Raw genomic sequence first — 16142 nt, 5'->3', positions numbered from 1 at the left:
GCCCGGACACCCCCCGTCCCACAGGTCTCGGCACCGTCCTTTTGGCGCGATGTCTCCAGGAGAAGGAGCCATGACCGCACTGCGCACCGCCGAGTCCGTCCGCACCACCCCGCAGGGCCTGCTCTGGGAGCCCAGCGAACGCTGGGTGCGCGGCCGCACGGGCGACGTCACCGTCGTCGACAGCCGCCACCCCGTCCTCGTCTGGGAACCAGGAGTGCCCGTACCGCTGTACGCCTTCCCGCGCGCGGAGGTCCGCGAGGACCTGCTCCGCCCGGCCCAAAACCCGCGGACCGGCACTCACACCGGATCGCGGATCTTCTACGACCTTCGAACCGACGGCGCCCTGCTGGAGAACGCCGCCTGGACCTTCCCCGCCGACGACCTGGCCGGTCACATCGCCTTCGAGTGGTCCCGGCGCACGGGCCGCGGGCTCGACCACTGGTACGAGGAGGAGGAAGAGATCTTCATCCATCCCCGTGACCCGCACAAACGGGTCGACGCCCTGCCCAGCAGCCGCCACGTGCAGGTCGAGATCGACGGCACCCTCGTCGCCGACACCCGGCGCCCGGTCCTGCTCTTCGAGACCGGCCTGCCGACCCGCTACTACATCCCCCGCGAGGACGTCCGCCTCGACCTGCTCACGCCCACGGACCACAGCAGCGGCTGCCCCTACAAGGGGACCGCCCAGTACTGGTCGTGGCGCGGTGCGGCCGACGTGCCGCCCGACGTCGTCTGGAGCTACCCGGAGCCGCTGCCCGCGGTGGGCGCCGTCAGGGGACTCCTGGCGTTCTACAACGAAGTCGTCGACATCGTCGTGGACGGTGAACGCGTCGAGCGGCCGGCGACGCCCTTCACGCAGGCGTTGTCCCGGCGGCCGACCGCCTGACCTCCCCGGTTTGGCCCGTCAGCTGTGCGCCCGGGGGCCCTCGATCCCGCGCACGGGATGCTTGCTCATGATCGAGACGCGGTTGAAGGCGTTGATGGTGATCGCCACCCAGATCACCGCGGAGACCTGATCGTCGGTGAGCACCCGGTGGGCCGCGTCGAGGGCGGACTCGTGCGCGGCCGCGTCCGTCGGATCGGTGGTGGCCTCGGCGAGGGCGAGTGCGGCGCGCTCCTCGGGCGTGAAGAGTTCGGTGTCGCGCCAGGCCGCCAGCACGCCCAGCCGCCGCGTCGACTCGCCCAGGCGCAGGGCCGCCTTGGTGTGCGTGTCGAGGCAGTAGGCGCAGCCGTTGATCTGCGACACCCGGAGGTTGACCAGCTCCACGAGCGTGCGGTCGAGTCCCGCGTCGGCGGCGACCGCGCGCACCGCCTCGGACGTCTGGACCATGGCGTGGTACGCCTTGGGGCTCTGCTTGTCGATGAAGATCCGCCGGGTCGCGGTGTCCGTCGTGGGGCTGGTCAACGTGGCGCTCCTTCGGGGGCCGCTCCCCGGCGGCTCCCTTGTCGGTCGTGTGGGCGGAGGTGTCGTGGTTCTATGATCCAGGCATAGTTGTTGAATGTGAAATCATCATGTGGGTGAAAGGCGGTCCGCGATGAGTAACGTCGAGGCCAAACCCGTGGAAATGCGCTGCGGTACGACGACGGACGGCGCCCGGCCGACGGACGCGCCGCAGGTCGACGTACTGACGCCGCGCGACGTGCCGCTGGGCGGCCCGCGGGCGATGACCGTACGCAGGACGCTGCCACAGCGCGCCAGGACGCTGATCGGAGCCTGGTGCTTCGCCGACCACTACGGCCCCGACGACGTCTCCGCGACCGGCGGCATGGACGTGCCACCTCACCCGCACACCGGGCTCCAGACGGTGAGCTGGCTGTTCAGCGGCGAGATCGAGCACCGCGACAGCCTCGGCAGCCACGCCTTCGTGCGCCCCGGCGAACTCAACCTCATGACCGGCGGACACGGGATCAGCCACTCCGAGGTGTCCACCACGCGGACCGCCGTCCTGCACGGCGTCCAGCTCTGGGTGGCGCTGCCCGCCGAGCACCGCGACGCCGAGCGGGACTTCCAGCACCACACACCCACCCCCGTACACGTCGCCGGAGCCGAGATCAGGGTCTTCCTCGGCTCCCTCGCCGGCGACGACTCCCCGGTGCGGACCTTCACGCCCCTGCTCGGCGCCGAGATCCTCCTCGAACCCCGGGCGACGCTCACACTCGCCGTGGACCCCGGCTTCGAGCACGGCCTCCTCGTCGACCAGGGCGACGTCCGCATGGCCGACGCCCTGCTGCAGCCCGCGGAACTCGGCTACGTCCCCACCGGAGCGGACACCCTCACGCTGACGAACGAGTCCGACGACACGGCCCGCGCGGTCCTGCTCGGCGGCACGCCGTTCGAGGAGGAGATCGTCATGTGGTGGAACTTCATCGGCCGCACCCACGAGGACATCGTCCGGGCGCGCGAGGAGTGGGAGGCGGCCTCGGACCGCTTCGGCACCGTCGACGGCCACGGCGGCTTCCGGCTGCCCGCGCCCGCCCTGCCGAACGGAGTCCTCGCGCCCCGCGGCAATCCGCCCCGTCACTGACAGCCCGTCACTGTTCGCTCCCTCGAAATCGCCCTCATGCCGAGGGCTCGCGTGCTCGTCGGCAGGGCCCTCCGCGGTGCCCCAGCTTAGTGATCAACGGGACGCGCGGGGACGGCGGCCGGAATGGTCACCGCCCCGCGGTCGTCGCACCCTCCGGAGCGTCGCCGGGAGGGGGAAAGGCGGGGCGCGTCCGGGCGACGGCCGAGGCGTCATGCCGTCAGGAATCGGCGGCGTCGCGGAATCTGATGGTTGCCGGATCCCAGACGTAGTACCGGCTGAACGAGATCAGGGCTTGCCATTCGGGTTCGTAGAACCGTGGTTGCACCCAGGCGACGGACCGACCGTCCGGACCGTTGAAGTGAGCCCGTAGTCCGCCCTCGTGCCAGCGGCCGCCCACGCGCACCTCGACCGCGCGGTGCGGCCAGTAGGAGACGGGCCGGTCGTAGAAGCAGTCGAGCATGTCGGCGCCGGCGATCACCGCGTCGCCGACCTGCTGTTCGGCCTCGGGCGCCGCGGGGACATGGGGTTCGGAGTAGAGCAGGCTCATGCGGTGGGGGTCCCAGAGGACCCACGTCATGCGGATGGTGGGCCGGGGCCAGTCGAGGATGACGAGCAGGGCGCGACGGCCGTCGGGCTGGTCGCGGTAGGCCAGCACCTGCGTCTTCTGTCGTCGGCCGGCCCTGTGGAGCGTGAGCGTGAGTCCCGTGCGGGCATATTCGGTGTCCCGCCAGTCCGGCACCTGGTCCGGCACTGGGAGGGCAGCCTCTTCCACGTCACGCCATTCGGTCATACGTTCGAATGTAGCGGGATGTGTGTGACGGCACGAGACCTCATTCGGGTGAAGGCGTCATCGAGTCGACCCGACAGTGGCCCTCGGTGCTGTGGACGGGGTCCTCTGCGTTGTCTGGGGAGCTACGGGAAGCGGTGGGTCGGTGGGTCGGGAAGCGTGAGCGCGGATGCAGCGCGTTTTGGGCTGCGGGGGTGACGCCGATCGCCCGGTAAAGTGCGCGCCAGGGAGGGGGCAGCATGGCAGAGGACGCAAGTCGTCGGCGCACACCGCAGCTCTGGATTGGGCTGGGCGGAATCACTCTTTTGTCCGCCATAGTCCTCAAGGGCGTGATCGAGGGCAACAGGAATGCTCAGGTAGAAGGCGTCGTACTCCTGGTGATCTGGTCATTCCTTGCCGGTCTAGTGGTTGGTCATCGCTCGGGCACGCGACACATGCTCGAGAGTGCGCCGCCAGCCGAGGAGAACCCCGAGCTCACACGCTGAGTTTCCGGTGGCTACTCACCAGGCACCTTGCCAACGGCCCATGAGCTGTGGCGAGCCCTGGACAGGCATTGGCGGTCGGTGTGAGGTGCGGTTCGTGAAGACTGAGGGTAAAGGTGCCATGGCTTGTGCACCGCTTGTACGGATCGTCCCGGCTGAGCTGGGAGAGGGCTGGGCTGGGGTCCTGGCGGGGATTGCCGCCGACGTGCTGATTTTCCTGACCATGGACGACCTGAGGCTCTCGGGCACCGCTGGACGCCTTCAAATCTCCGGAGTTGTCATATTGACGCTGCTCTGGGCGGCCAATCTCCTGGTGTACCGACCGCGCCAACTGCGTGCCTTCGGCTCCGCCGTGGCGATCGAACAGCCGCCTGCGCCGGGACCGCACGAGGAGCAGACTCGCCACCTCCAACTCGGCCGCCTTCGCGTGGCAGCCCTTGTCCTCCTGGTGACGCTGGGAGGCGCGTACGTCGCCCATGCGCCGCTTGTCGGCCTGGGCTTTCAGCTGATTCTGGTCCTCGGTCTTGTGCACACCTGGCGGACTGCGATCTGGTGGGAGCGTCGACACGGCGTCCATCTATGGAGGCCGGCGCTGTCGGCCGTGGGCCGTGAGCGCTGGCGTCGCTCCCCGTATTACGCGACGTCAGCAAAAGCGGTCGACTCCGTTACGCGCAACGGTCAACCGGAGTAGGTCGGCGGCGGTACAGCACTCAAGAGTGTTGAAGGCATTCCGGGCCGCCTGCTGGGACGGCCAGGTGGTCGCTCCAGTCGCCGCGAAGATCGACGCCGGGCTGCGTCCCATCACCAGGCAGAATGCGTGCCCCACTCACCGACTTCTCTCCGCCCCGTGCTATGCCTGCTTCAGCTGATGGAAAACGGGTGGAGGGGGCGACGATGGCGGAGCGGGCGTGGGCCACGGCGGGCAAGAGGGACAGCCGCGGCCGGAAGGCGGCGGGCCGGGCGCGGCTCACGGGCGTGGCGCTGATCGTGCTGTCTCTGATGGGGACGGTGCTGAGCTACCTGGCGTTCACGGTGTGGGTGCCAGGCCAACAGGACCGCTACGAGCACTACCGGGCAGCCGAGCCCTGCCCGACGCAGGCGACTCCGCAGGAGGTGGCTGCGAAGGACTGCCTCACCACTTGGCACTTCACTGTCACGAAGGTTGAGTCCACGTTCACAGGGAAGGTTAGGGAATACGAGGCGACGGTCAAGGACGTGGGCGACGGCTCCTGGCAGAGGGTCGTGCGGTTCAGCGACTCCGGGCCGCTCTTCGACAAGCTGCATCGGGGCGACGAGGTCACCGCGACCGGCTGGCGCCGCGACATCGTCGCCGTCAGCAAGGACGGTGTCCGCCAGAACACCTCCGACGCTCCCCGCGACGAGCACCAGGGGAACGCCGCCATGGGTGTCCTCCTCGTCCTCCTCGCGGCCCAGTCGCTGGTATTCGGCACGGTCCGCCTGGCCAGACCGACCGCCTACGCGCCCTTCGTCTGGGAGCCGTACGGCAGGTGGCTGGCCTTCACCAACATCTGTGTCGGCGTGAGCGTGGGGGCCGCGTCGGTGTGGCTCGGCATCCCGTGGTGGACCGTGCTCATGACCGTGCCGCTCGTGGTCTGCACAGTGATGGCGCTGCTTCTGCGCCGGCAGCGGCGCGCGGCGGCGGACTCGGCGAAGGCGAGGCGGCGACAGGACGCGCGAGTGAGTTCGCGATAGCGCAGAAACACCTTCGTGCCCCAACCCCGCCGGATCCGGCGGGGATTCACGGGAGACCGCGGCTGCCGGCGGTGGCCGAAGCCGGTAGCCGTCGAAGTCGGCATCCCACAGGGCAGACCCCAACTCGCCCGACCTCGCTCCTAGGGTCAGTGTGAGGTTGTGATCACTCTGCCATCGGCTGGAGACCAGTGATCGCCGCATCACTCCCTCGAAATGATCCGGACTCCTACCAGCCCATGTCCTTGGCCACCTCTTCCTGAGCCGCGGCGATCTCATCCTCTGTGGACTCGATGACATCCACCTCTTCCAAGCGCGCCAGCAGGTCTGCGAGAGCTTGCTTCTGAGCCGGATGCGTGATCGGTACGGCGTTCAGGTCGGTACTCATCAGCCAGTCGAACAGCACGATGGCATCGGAGCGCCACAGCCGGAGATCGACGGTTGGTGTGGACCTCCATGGGAAACCAATGTCCATGCAGGCATCTTGCCAGGTCATCGGCATGGCGAACGTCGCCGCTCAATGGGTGCGCGCCCGCAAGGCCAACCTTTGGCGGCACGACCTCGCGCAGCGCCGTCCATGAACCACAGACGCATGTAAGGAGATTGCTTCGATTGCGCGTCAGTGGAGGCTGTAGGTGACCACGGTGCGGGCCGGGAAGCGGAAGTCGTCGCGGACCGTGGGAGAGACCTCGACCATGACGCTGACGCTCGAACCGGTGGCGCTTGTGGAGTCGTAGATCCAGACGGGGCCCCGCAGGGGAGACCCGCACAGACCCTCGGGGAGCTCGATCTCGTCATCGGCGACGCCTTTGGTGCCGTACTTCTCGTCGAACAGGGGCTTGCCTTCTGGGAGGATGCCCGCCTGGTGGAGGTAGTCCGGTACTTGGTTGCTCACGAACGTGACCTCAGCGCGGCCGTTCCTGGTGAAGTAGTGGATGTCGGAGGCACCGGTGGGAATCGGTGCGCCCCCGGCCCGGATCACACCGGGCAGCTGCATGTCGCTGCCCTCACAAGCTCGGGCGTCCCCGAACGGATGGAACAACTCGTCCCGGAACAGCCAGATCAGGCCGCCCGCCATCACGGCCAGGACCGCCACCGCGACCGCCAGACAGGACAGACGTCGGCGCCATGCGGAGCCGCCGCGCTCCGTGTCGTCCACGTCATCCAGGTACGAGACTTCGTCCACCCCGTCCGAAACGGCTCGACCGCTCGTCGCTCGTTCAGCACCCATGACACGCCCCCCTCAGGAATCCCGCACATGATCGGCGGCAGCATATGCCCGATCAACCGTTCTGGTATTGGGCCCCCTTGTACCTGGTCGGGAGTGAGCTCGACATGTCCCAGCCCTCCACCAACAGCTCTTCTCCGGTGGAATGTCACGGCCGTCTGTTCACTGATGCCCGGTACATGAAATCGCTGGCGCTCTCACCTACTGGCGGCAACTGCTGTGATCAGCCATGCTGCATGGCCGCTGCGGCGAACAGAACAGCCGGCGGACCAAGATCGTGAAGTGGTTGTCCAGCCCGCCCACCGAGTTCACCCACGCTGGTATGAACGGCCTCTGTGGTGGGGTGCAGCATCGCCCCGCATCCTCCCCGGGAGCTGCGCAGTAGCCGCCGTCACTGGTCGTCGTTGGTCGCCCTCGGACGGCCCAGAGACGGCCCGGCGGCGGAGGGCTGTCAGCCTTCTCCTGGCGGACCTCGGCACCATGCTTACGCGCTACGCGGATGCTCTTCGAGAGCACGAGTTTCCGCGGCCGTACTGAACTACGACCTCTTCGTCCCGAACAGGGTCCGGGCAAGATCCGCACATGGCCCCGCTGACGTGTACACAGGTCAGGCCTTTGGTGTGCCTTGGTTTCTCTGGGCGCTTGGGAGGCGCTGGGAGAAGATCTTCTCCCAGCGCCCTCGTGCCGTCACCGAAGATGCCGCCGCCATCAGAAGATGCTGCCGCCTCCGTTGCCGCCGTTGCCTCCGCTTCCGCCGCCGCTGAAGATGCCGTCGCCGCCGTTGCCGCCGTTGCCTCCGCTCCCGCCGCCGCTGAAGATGCCGTCGCCGCCGTTGCCGCCGTTGCCTCCACTTCCGCCGTCGCCGAAGACGCCGTCGCCTCCGTTGCCGCCGCTCCCGCCGTCGCCGAAGATGCCGTCGCCGCCGTTGCCGCCGTTGCCTCCGCTCCCGCCGTCGCCGAAGATGCCGTCGCCTCCGTTGCCGCCGTTGCCTCCGCTCCCGCCGTCGCCGAAGACGCCGTCGCCTCCGTTGCCGCCGCTCCCGCCGTCGCCTCCGTCGCCAAAGCCGCCTTCCTCACCCCACGTCCCTTCTTCACCTTCGTTGTCCCAGCTGTCGTGGTGGTGATTCATCGGGGTTGGGGCGGTGGCAGGCGAGGTCGCTGGGGCTGCGAATGCGCTGGTGGGCAGCAGTGCGCCTCCACCGGCCAGGGATGCCGAGGCTGCGAGCATCACGAGCCGCCGGGTCCAAGAGCTGCGGGGCATGGGGGTTCTCCTCACGTTATGGGTGAAAGGTTGCCGAACGGGCCAGCGAACGCATGGTCTTTCGGCAGCGGGACACCGGTCCCGTGACCGCGCCGTCCGGGTCACGACGGGGCAGGTGGGCCGCAGGCTCTGCGTGACCTCATGCCTCAAGTAGGCCCTGCCAGGCGATTCGGGTCACGGCACTGCATTTCGGGACTTGACAGAGGACAGCAGGTCCAAGAGACGAGCCGGTACCCGCCAGATCGGGCATCGAGGCCACAACCGCCCCGGAGAGAGATGTCCTGCTGCACGCACCGCCCGCGCCGGCAGATGGCCGGGTGAAGGAGTCCGCGTGGCTGAGTTTCGGCGTGGAGCCTCAGCTGGTTGGGGAGCGCGCCGGTCACAGCGTGGCGGTGCTCTTCCGGGTGTATGCCAAGTTCCTGAAGGACGGAGACGAGGCCGCTAACGCCAAGATCTCCGCCCGACTGGACCAGGACTGGTGATGCGCCGTCGGTCCCGTCCACGCACTGTCCACGCACCGCGAGACAGGCCGTTCGAACGCGAGACAGAGTGAGACAGCCAACGGATCACCGGGAGACATGACAATAGGCCTGTGACCTGCGAACTTCGCAGGTCACCGGCCTGTTGCTCCCGTGTGGCGGCGCCAGGATTAGAACCTGGGAAGGCTGACCCGGTCGTCTGCGGCCACGCTGCCTGGGCCGCCGAGCACAGGGGCGGCCCGAGCTGATCTGCCAGCCCAGGGAGCTCGGGCCGTTCTCGGACCGGCCGAGGTAGCCGTACTCGTGCGACAGTGACCTTGCTGTACCCGGCTGCTCACGGCAGGGTCCTGATCGGGGTGACACAGAATGGCGGGCACCACTCGAACGCCGTGGCGCTCGCGATCCTGTGGCCCGCCGTGTGCCGTGAGGACGTCTCGCCACGATCCTTGCGGTGGTCAACCCGGCATTGTTGTCCGACCCTCCGTGGTCGGACGGATCGCCGTGACCACCGTTTGCAGGCTCGTCAGCCAGATGGCGGCGTCGACGGCGTAGTACAGCAGTGGGTCGGGTGCCCGGCCGCCCGAGGCGGCGAGCACATCGGCGATGACGGTGCGGTCTGTCGGCGCGTTCGGGTCCGGGGGTTCGGCGGGTGCGGGGCGTGGTTTTCTGGAGCGCAGGTCGTAGATCAGCGGCAGCGCGGTCAGCCGAAGATGGTGGGCGGCGTCGCGCAGGTGTGCGGCGCTGAGCGGCCAGGCCGCCAGCGCGCCCGAGGAGCAGTGGTTGACCAGGCTCTGCCCTATGGTGATCACCCGGTTGCCGGCAAGCAGGACGGCCATCCAGTCCTTGTCCGCGGGGTGGGCCGGGTCCTGGTCACCGCGCTCGGTGGCGTACTGCACGTAGCTCGTCTCCGCGATCACCTGGGCGAGGCGGGCCCGGGCCAGCGCGTCGCCGGCCGTCCCGTCCCCGGCGATGGTGTCGATGATCTCAGTGACGGCCCGGGTGCTCTGGTCCAGCAGCCGTGAACAGGCCCGTCGCAGCTCCCCTGCGCCGCCTTGCGGCCAGGCCAGCAGCCCGACCAGGGCGCCGATGACGCCGCCGACGACGACGTCCGTGAACCGGACGGCGGCCAGCCCCGGCCTGGCGGGACCGAGCTGGGCGAAGGCGGCGGCCGTGGCGATCGTGGAGAACGCCTGGCCCCAGCCCATGCCGAGCACGGGCCCCGCGGAGAACGCAAGGAGGTACAGAGGCGGCAACACGACCGCGTACACCGCCACGTGGTCGGCCACGGAGTACAGCATTACGGCCACCACGGCGGCGCCCGCGAGCGTGCCGCCGAACGCCGGCCACAGCGCCGTACGGGTGCCCGTGGCGCTCGTCCTCATCACGGTGATGGTGGCCAGCAGTGCCCAAAGGCCGTGGGCCAGATCGAGGCCGCCCACGATCAGGCGGGCGGCTGCCAGGGCCAGAGCGATCCGGACGGCGTTCTGGAAGTACACCGACCGGGGCGTGAAATGGGCCCGCAGGCTGCGCGTGTAGAGGGACAGCGTGGATCGTTCGGCATACCAGAACGGGCCCGGCCGCTCGGCGGGCGGCGTCGCGTCCGTGGGCACGGGCGCGCCGAGCGCGATGCGCACCGCCGTGATCAGGAGGGTTCCGGTGTGCGCGATGTCCATGGCGATCGCGCCGCCGCGCACCGCGGCGGCGCTGTTGGGACACCAGACGGGCGGGTGGACGCGGTGGGCCTCGAAGTCCGCCGCGGCGGCGGTGTACGGCGCGTCGGAAGGCGCCGGGCCCCGGCCGGACAGCCCGAGCGCCACGTCGTGGCACGCGGCGGCCGACGCTTGCAGCAGCCGGGCCGCCGCGGGGTCGTGGGTGGCAGGGGTGTCGTGGGCTTCCTGTACCAACTGCCGTGTCTGGGCGAGCAGATGAAGCATGTAGGCGGCGCCCTGGCACAGTGCCCGGTGCCGCGCCGACGCCGACGTCGGGCGCTCCTCGTCCGGCACCCGGCTCAGCCGCAGCTCTTGCGACGCCGTCCTCAGCTTCTCCGGGCTGTCGGACGGCGGTGACCGCGGCTCCGCCGCCAGCGCCCGCAGTGCCCCGGACGCCAGCCCTGCGGCGCGCGCCAGCCGGTCCGCGTACCGTCCCGGCGGGGGATCCGGCAGCAGCCACATCTCCGCCGCCGCCATCAGCACCGTTCCGGTCGCCAGCCCGGCAAGGCGCGCCGCGAGTGTCGTGGGGGCGTATGGCGGAAAGCACGCCAGGATGTAGAACGCCTGGAGGCCGCCCGCCAGTCCGCCCAGCCGGGGCGCGCCCACCCCCGCGTAGGTCACCAGGAAGCCCACCACGAACATTCCGAGGGCGGCCGTCCATGAGTGCACGCCGAGCACGGTGCCCAGGGTGACCAGCGCGGCGGCGACCGGCAGTACCGCCAGCAGCGTGCGGGCGCGCTCACGCGGTGTACCCGGGACGAAGGACATCCCGCCGGTGGCGATCGCGCCGAACAGCGCGTAGATCGCCGCGACGTGGTTCCCCAGGCCGTAGCGTGCGGTGTAGAACCCCGTGCAGGCCACGAGCGTCACCCGCGCCGAACGTCGCACCGCCCGCAGGCCCGGATCACGGGCCCGCAGCCATTCCAGTCCACCGCGACGGGGCACCCGCGGCCTCCTCGTCGATCATGCGGAGAAACGTCCGTCTCCCCGCTCACGCTAAGCCGGGCGGGTACGCCAGGCCACCGGATGCGAGGCGGTGGTCGCAGGGGCGATGTGGGTGCAGAGGGCCAGGGCGTCCGCCTGTGCGGGCGCCCGGCCGTCCTCGGACCGACACCTGGCAGGAGGACCTGACGATGGCTGCCACGACAGGTGGAACCCAGCCGGCCCACCCTGAGCGCCCGGGCGCGACGGACGGGGTGTGCAGCGAGTTCACCGTCTTCACCAAGATCAAGCCGGGACATGCGGACGCGCTGCGCGAACTTCTTGCCGAACTGTCCGCCACGCATGCCGACGAGGGATTCCATGAGGCGATGCACCAGATCGGCACCCTGCACGACGCGCGGCATGTGATCTTCGACGACGACGACACGCGGTTCATGTTCGCCAGCGCCTTCGACGGCTCCTGGGACACCTACATCGACGACTTCGCCAAGACGGTGGTCGGGAAGAACTTCGACCGGATCTTCTCGCACAGCGAGGGGTGGCCCGGTGTGAGCGACCCCGGTGTGAAGGACTGGTTCATCGCCCACCAGGCTCCCGCGGAGGTCTTCGACAGCTCCTATCCCGATCTGACCGTTCAGCAGATCTGGAAGGACCAGCGCGTGAACGACGCGTTCCAGGACGTGCTGGACACTCCTGAGTTCCGGGCGGCGCTGGAGAACCCGGCCAACTCGGATTTGATGGCCACGCCCGCGTTCCAGAAGCTACTGGAGGAAGCCACGGCCTAGACGGGCCGGAAACCGGCCCGGACGACACAGTCGATCCGACACCCGTGGACCGCGCCGACTCGCAACGAGCACCTACTACGCCGCCAAGACCCGCGCCCCCAGCACTCGGGCCGTCCGCGACGCCGAGCTGAAGACGCACATGCGTCCCCGCACGAAGAAGCCCGGCTCGGACATTGTCCGAGCCGGGCGTCGAAAGAGCCGCCTTCGGGATTCGAACCCGAGACCTACCCGTTACGAGTTGTCCGATCTTGGTCCGGGAGCGTCCGTTGATGTTCGCTGGCCGCGCTCCGGTCGAGCCGGCCGGTACGAGAGACCAGCAGCAGTACGAACCGTCCGTTCTTGCCAACGGACGGCGCCATGCGGGCATCAAGCGGAGGCGCGGAGCGGTCCGGCTGCTTGAAGGCGCACAGAACCGTGTGTTCGCGATCCCCCAGATCCGGACCACGCCGCCGACCATACCCAGCCGCTGTGTCCGGTGAGGGCGGTTGAGGTGCCGGTGGACCGGTTCCAAAGCCGAACCGTGCCGTCGGCGCTGGAGCTGACGAGGTGTCCGTCGGGCGACCAATCCACCGACACCACCTTGTCGGTGTGTCCGGTGAGGAGGGTTGAAGGGCGGGTGTCCGGGTCTCAAATCCGGACCGTGCCGTCGTCCCAGGCAGTGGCGAGACGTTGCCCGTCAGGCGTCCGCGGGGGCTGTCGTCAGTGGCGCCGAGGTGGCCGCGCCGCTGCGGCCGGTCCGCCGGGCGAGCGGTACGAGGACGATGGCCACCGCGCCGAGCAGTCCCGCGAGCGCGAAGGTGGTGAAGCCCCAGTTCTCGTTGCCGTTGCCGGCGAGGGTGCCGATCAGCCACGGGCCGACGACGGCGCCGGTACGGCCGATCCCGGTGACCCAGCCGAGCCCCGCGGCGCGCTCGCTGTCGCGGTACACGGTGTTGGCGGCGGCGTACACCATGACCTGCGCGCTGAACAGCCACACACCGGTGACGGCCACCACCGCGTACGTGACGCCCAGCGGGAGGTGGGACCGGAGCAGCAGTGCCCCGGCGGCGGTGAGCACGAACCAGATCGCCGAGATCCGCACCGGCCCGAACCGGTCGGCGGTGCGGCCGGCGATCAGCAGGCCCACGATGCCGCCCGCGTTGATCACCAGCAGGAAGCTGACGGACGAGCTCAGGCCGTAGCCCGAGGCCCGCATCATCTGCGGCAGCCAGGTGCTCACGCCGTACACGAGCAGCAGTCCGCAGAACGAGGCCAGCCACAGCAGCGGGGTCGCCCAGCGCGCTTCGGGGCGGAACAGCCCCTGCACGGCGGCCAGTCGGCCCTTGGCCCCGGCGGCCGGGGCGGCGACGGCCGTGGGCCGCGGCAGCCCGTAGCGGTCGGCGACGGCGTCGGCCCGGTTGCGCAGGCCGCGTGCCAGCAGCACGCCGGGCGATTCCGGCAGGAGCGTCAGCAGCAGCGGTACGGCGACGACGGCCGGCAGGACGCCCGCCCAGAACACCCAGCGCCAGCCCGCGGCCGGTGCGAGGGACAGCCCGAGCCCCGTCGCCGCCATGCCGCCCGCGTGGTACGAGGTCATCAGCAGACCGGTGGTCAGGGCCGCCCTGCGGGGCGGGGCGAACTCCATCACCATGGCCAGGCACAGCGGCATCAGGCCGCCGAGGCCGAGGCCCGAGACGAACCGGCCGGTGCCGAACAGGCCGATTCCCCCGGCCAGCGCACAGATGGCCGAGCCGATGGAGAACAGGGTCACGCTGGACACCAGCATCAGCCTGCGGCCCAGCCAGTCGGTGAGGTTTCCGGCGGTGAGCGCGCCGATGAGCATGCCGAAGGTGGTCCAGCTGCCGATGGTGCCCGCTGTGGACGGGGTCAGCCCCAGTCCCGGGTCGTCGAGCATGTGGGGCATGACGGCGCCGTAGATGTTGACGTCCATGCCGTCGAAGAACACGGCCAGCCAGCACAGGGCCAGGACCGGGAACACGGTGCGGAAGGTGTGCGGGGGACGGGGTGCGGCGGGGGAGCGGTTCATCTTCGTCCTTGGAGATGAGGGAGGCCCAGGAACAGGAGCGGTCCGTTCGCGATGGGTCGGTTGTTCGCTTGTTCGTCTGGTGAAAAACAGTTCACAATTGGCTGAGCATGAGTCTCGGGTCGAGGCACGCGGGTGTCAATGGGTTGCGTGTGGCGATTCCGAGGCGTCGGGGAGCCGTCGCTCCGCCCCGGGGTGAGCGGTGCTCACCCCGTGTGGTCATGGTTCGGGCTCACCCGGGGCCGTCGTGGGCCGGGCTCAGTTGTTCCAGCTCTCGTCGTACGGGTCCCGCGGCGACTGGACCGGATTCGCACTGCTGACGTCGAGGAACGGGATGATGCCGCCGTTGACGGGGTCCTTGCTCCGCCTGCCGGTGTACGTGCCGGTCACTTCGAGCCAGCCGTCCGGCCGCAGCACCGGCGGGATCCGGCCGCTCAGACCGATCTTGACCGGCTGGGCGTCGGCGGCACAGCAGTTGAGAGCCATGCGCACCAGGTACGGCGTCCCGGCATGGTCCAGGGCGACGAAGCCGGTGATCCTGACGTGCCGGCCGGCGAGGGAGCGGCCGTGGTCGTAGGCGGCGCGGCCCGCGTAGTCGACCAGGCTCATCGGGAGCGGGTCGCGATGGCCCAGCGGCGGGTAGGCGAGCGGTTTCTGCAGGGCCGTACCGGTGCGCAGGGCGCTGTAGGAGCCCAGGGCGGGCGGGGCGACCAGGATCAGGGCGAGCAGGGGGAGGACGAGGAGCCAGGAGACGAGCGGTTCGCGGTGCGAATGGTCGTGGCCGTCCGTGTGCCCGTCCTGGGCTGTCTGCCCGTGCCCGTCGGTGTCGGTGACGGTGCGCTCGTCCCCGCTCCCGTCCGCGTCGGCGCCGGTGCGCTCCGGCCCGCTCTCGGCGTGCCCCACCTCGTGGACGTGCCCCGCCTCGTGGGCGGCCCCCGAGCCCTTCCGCCACGGGGCGCCCCGCCCGCGCATCTCGTACCAGACCGTGGCGACGGCCGCCGCGATCAGTACGACGCCGGCCCCCAGCAGCATGGGGCGCAATCCGGCCTTGACGTAGCGGAGATAGAGATCGGTGGCGCCCGCGTGGAGGATCGCCGCGCCGACGAGGAAGAGGACGGCTGCCTGTGCCTGACGGTTCATAGCAGCACCGCCCCGACCAGGACCGACACGGTGATCGCCAGGGCGAAGGTGGCCGGGGCGAACCGCAGGGCGAATCCGCGGCCGAACGTGCCGACCTGCATGGCGAACAGCTTGAGGTCGATCATCGGCCCGACGACCAGGAACGCCAGCCGGGCGGTGAGCGAGAACTGTGACAGCGACGCGACCACGAACGCGTCGGCCTCGGAGCAGATCGACAGGAGTACGGCGAGGACCGCGAGGGCGAGGACGGACACCACGGGGTTGCCTGCCGCCGCCTGCAGCCAGCTCGCCGGGACGACGGCCTTGAGCGTGGCCGCCGCCATCGCGCCGACCACCAGGAAGCCTCCGGCGTGCATGACGTCGTGCCGCACCGAACCCCAGAACGCGGCCCCCCTGCCGAGGCCCTCGTGCGCCGGACGGGACGGCGGACGCAGCCAGTCGGCGCGGCCGAGCCGCTGCCACAGCCAGCCCATCGCGCACGCCACGAGCAGACTCGCCACGAACCGGGCGAGCACCATCCGCGGATCGTTCGGAAAGGCCACCGCGGTCGCGGTCAGCACGATCGGGTTGATCGCGGGAGCGGACAGCAGGAACGCCAGCGCCGCCGCCGGAGTGACACCGCGTCGCACCAGCGCCCCGGCCACCGGCACCGAGGCGCACTCGCAGCCGGGCAGCACGGCGCCGGCCATCCCCGCGACGGGTACCGCGAGGGCGGGCCGCTTCGGCAGCGCGCGGGCGAAGAACGTCGGCGGCACGAACACCGCGATCACCGCGGAGAGCAGCACGCCGAGCACGAGGAAGGGCAGCGCCTGGACCACCACCGCGACGAACACGGTCATCCAGCTCTGCATCACCGGCGCGGACAACGCCTGCCGCACCGGTCCCTGCGCCGCCACCACGAGGAGCAGCACCATCGTCAGGACGAGGGGAGAGTTGAACTGCCAGCCCCGCGCGCCCTGTCGGTCGTCCGCGTCGCCGCGGTCGACCGGAGGCGGGGCTGCCTTCGTGATGGTCACGGGTGAGGTACCTCCGGTAGGGAAGGGCTCGGTGGCTCGCTGCCCCTCGACCTTCA

General features: G+C 70.0%; 16 protein-coding genes and 1 pseudogene. 7 read left to right on the top strand and 10 right to left on the bottom strand.

What is annotated here, in order from left to right:
• The first annotated feature begins 70 nt into the window (after positions 1 to 70).
• Positions 71 to 886 carry a DUF427 domain-containing protein gene (locus ACSYGO_RS06885; protein ID WP_460386126.1) on the top strand — a complete coding sequence of 272 codons (816 nt, stop codon included), beginning with the start codon at positions 71 to 73 and terminating at the stop codon, positions 884 to 886.
• A gap of 18 nt (positions 887 to 904) precedes the next feature.
• Here the strand turns inward: ACSYGO_RS06885 and ACSYGO_RS06880 are convergent, their stop codons facing one another.
• Complete coding sequence (locus ACSYGO_RS06880; RefSeq protein WP_460386125.1) at positions 905 to 1405, bottom strand: carboxymuconolactone decarboxylase family protein; 501 nt, start codon at positions 1403 to 1405, stop codon at positions 905 to 907.
• Between the two features lie 130 nt (positions 1406 to 1535).
• Here ACSYGO_RS06880 and ACSYGO_RS06875 point away from each other — a divergent pair, with 130 nt between their 5' ends.
• Positions 1536 to 2525, top strand: a complete 990-nt coding sequence (locus tag ACSYGO_RS06875) for a pirin family protein (protein WP_460386124.1) — start codon at positions 1536 to 1538, stop codon at positions 2523 to 2525.
• A 217-nt stretch (positions 2526 to 2742) separates the two neighbouring features.
• On the opposite strand, the gene ACSYGO_RS06870 is transcribed toward ACSYGO_RS06875, so the two are convergent.
• On the bottom strand, positions 2743 to 3315 hold the full coding sequence (locus tag ACSYGO_RS06870) for a hypothetical protein (RefSeq protein WP_460386122.1): 573 nt from the start codon (positions 3313 to 3315) through the stop codon (positions 2743 to 2745).
• 236 nt (positions 3316 to 3551) lie between these two features.
• On the opposite strand from ACSYGO_RS06870, the gene ACSYGO_RS06865 reads away from it, so the two are divergent.
• From ACSYGO_RS06865 to ACSYGO_RS06855, 3 genes are all read left to right on the top strand, one after another.
• Complete coding sequence (locus ACSYGO_RS06865) at positions 3552 to 3797, top strand: hypothetical protein (RefSeq protein ID WP_435227262.1); 246 nt, start codon at positions 3552 to 3554, stop codon at positions 3795 to 3797.
• Positions 3798 to 3891: 94 nt separating this feature from the next.
• The gene (locus ACSYGO_RS06860) at positions 3892 to 4485 is read left to right on the top strand and encodes a hypothetical protein (protein ID WP_460386121.1); all 594 of its coding nucleotides are present in this window, start codon (positions 3892 to 3894) and stop codon (positions 4483 to 4485) included.
• A 203-nt stretch (positions 4486 to 4688) separates the two neighbouring features.
• Positions 4689 to 5507 carry a hypothetical protein gene (locus ACSYGO_RS06855; protein ID WP_460386120.1) on the top strand — a complete coding sequence of 273 codons (819 nt, stop codon included), beginning with the start codon at positions 4689 to 4691 and terminating at the stop codon, positions 5505 to 5507.
• Between the two features lie 226 nt (positions 5508 to 5733).
• Here ACSYGO_RS06855 and ACSYGO_RS06850 read toward each other — a convergent pair whose 3' ends face one another.
• The 3 genes from ACSYGO_RS06850 to ACSYGO_RS06840 all read right to left on the bottom strand — a co-directional run bounded on the left by ACSYGO_RS06850 (position 5734) and on the right by ACSYGO_RS06840 (position 7992).
• On the bottom strand, positions 5734 to 5979 hold the full coding sequence (locus tag ACSYGO_RS06850) for a hypothetical protein (RefSeq protein ID WP_460386118.1): 246 nt from the start codon (positions 5977 to 5979) through the stop codon (positions 5734 to 5736).
• A gap of 144 nt (positions 5980 to 6123) precedes the next feature.
• Positions 6124 to 6735 (bottom strand): hypothetical protein, encoded by a 612-nt coding sequence (locus ACSYGO_RS06845; RefSeq protein WP_460386117.1) that lies wholly within the window; start codon positions 6733 to 6735, stop codon positions 6124 to 6126.
• A 705-nt stretch (positions 6736 to 7440) separates the two neighbouring features.
• Positions 7441 to 7992 (bottom strand): hypothetical protein, encoded by a 552-nt coding sequence (locus ACSYGO_RS06840; protein ID WP_460386116.1) that lies wholly within the window; start codon positions 7990 to 7992, stop codon positions 7441 to 7443.
• A gap of 347 nt (positions 7993 to 8339) precedes the next feature.
• Between ACSYGO_RS06840 and ACSYGO_RS06835 the strand changes: the two genes are divergently transcribed.
• Complete coding sequence (locus tag ACSYGO_RS06835) at positions 8340 to 8474, top strand: hypothetical protein (RefSeq protein WP_460386115.1); 135 nt, start codon at positions 8340 to 8342, stop codon at positions 8472 to 8474.
• A gap of 452 nt (positions 8475 to 8926) precedes the next feature.
• Here ACSYGO_RS06835 and ACSYGO_RS06830 read toward each other — a convergent pair whose 3' ends face one another.
• Positions 8927 to 11125, bottom strand: coding sequence for an FUSC family protein (locus ACSYGO_RS06830; protein ID WP_460386114.1), 2199 nt, complete (start codon positions 11123 to 11125; stop codon positions 8927 to 8929).
• A gap of 188 nt (positions 11126 to 11313) precedes the next feature.
• On the opposite strand from ACSYGO_RS06830, the gene ACSYGO_RS06825 reads away from it, so the two are divergent.
• Positions 11314 to 11907, top strand: a complete 594-nt coding sequence (locus ACSYGO_RS06825) for a hypothetical protein (RefSeq protein ID WP_460386113.1) — start codon at positions 11314 to 11316, stop codon at positions 11905 to 11907.
• Between the two features lie 366 nt (positions 11908 to 12273).
• On the opposite strand, the pseudogene ACSYGO_RS06820 reads toward ACSYGO_RS06825, so the two are convergent.
• The 4 genes and pseudogenes from ACSYGO_RS06820 to ACSYGO_RS06805 form a co-directional block, all read right to left on the bottom strand.
• A pseudogene (locus tag ACSYGO_RS06820) lies at positions 12274 to 12501 on the bottom strand (hypothetical protein); the annotation flags it as partial.
• A gap of 82 nt (positions 12502 to 12583) precedes the next feature.
• On the bottom strand, positions 12584 to 13933 hold the full coding sequence (locus ACSYGO_RS06815) for an MFS transporter (RefSeq protein ID WP_460386112.1): 1350 nt from the start codon (positions 13931 to 13933) through the stop codon (positions 12584 to 12586).
• 255 nt (positions 13934 to 14188) lie between these two features.
• Positions 14189 to 15070 (bottom strand): TIGR03943 family putative permease subunit, encoded by an 882-nt coding sequence (locus tag ACSYGO_RS06810; protein WP_460386111.1) that lies wholly within the window; start codon positions 15068 to 15070, stop codon positions 14189 to 14191.
• Positions 15067 to 16086, bottom strand: a complete 1020-nt coding sequence (locus ACSYGO_RS06805) for a permease (protein WP_460386110.1) — start codon at positions 16084 to 16086, stop codon at positions 15067 to 15069. The genes ACSYGO_RS06810 and ACSYGO_RS06805 overlap by 4 nt, the downstream gene beginning before the upstream one ends.
• Positions 16087 to 16142 lie beyond the last annotated feature (56 nt).

The organism is Streptomyces krungchingensis, assembly GCF_054729265.1.
This window is presented reverse-complemented; position numbering and strand designations above follow the sequence as displayed.

What these genes read in the sequence shown, in the direction of transcription:
- ACSYGO_RS06865 (WP_435227262.1), top strand. Translation starts at nt 3,552, where the DNA reads ATGGCAGAGGACGCAAGTCGTCGGCGCACACCGCAGCTCTGGATTGGG.
- ACSYGO_RS06850 (WP_460386118.1), bottom strand. Translation starts at nt 5,979, where the DNA reads ATGGACATTGGTTTCCCATGGAGGTCCACACCAACCGTCGATCTCCGG.
- ACSYGO_RS06885 (WP_460386126.1), top strand. Translation starts at nt 71, where the DNA reads ATGACCGCACTGCGCACCGCCGAGTCCGTCCGCACCACCCCGCAGGGC.
- ACSYGO_RS06870 (WP_460386122.1), bottom strand. Translation starts at nt 3,315, where the DNA reads ATGACCGAATGGCGTGACGTGGAAGAGGCTGCCCTCCCAGTGCCGGAC.
- ACSYGO_RS06825 (WP_460386113.1), top strand. Translation starts at nt 11,314, where the DNA reads ATGGCTGCCACGACAGGTGGAACCCAGCCGGCCCACCCTGAGCGCCCG.
- ACSYGO_RS06815 (WP_460386112.1), bottom strand. Translation starts at nt 13,933, where the DNA reads ATGAACCGCTCCCCCGCCGCACCCCGTCCCCCGCACACCTTCCGCACC.
- ACSYGO_RS06810 (WP_460386111.1), bottom strand. Translation starts at nt 15,070, where the DNA reads ATGAACCGTCAGGCACAGGCAGCCGTCCTCTTCCTCGTCGGCGCGGCG.
- ACSYGO_RS06855 (WP_460386120.1), top strand. Translation starts at nt 4,689, where the DNA reads ATGGCGGAGCGGGCGTGGGCCACGGCGGGCAAGAGGGACAGCCGCGGC.
- ACSYGO_RS06845 (WP_460386117.1), bottom strand. Translation starts at nt 6,735, where the DNA reads ATGGGTGCTGAACGAGCGACGAGCGGTCGAGCCGTTTCGGACGGGGTG.
- ACSYGO_RS06875 (WP_460386124.1), top strand. Translation starts at nt 1,536, where the DNA reads ATGAGTAACGTCGAGGCCAAACCCGTGGAAATGCGCTGCGGTACGACG.
- ACSYGO_RS06840 (WP_460386116.1), bottom strand. Translation starts at nt 7,992, where the DNA reads ATGCCCCGCAGCTCTTGGACCCGGCGGCTCGTGATGCTCGCAGCCTCG.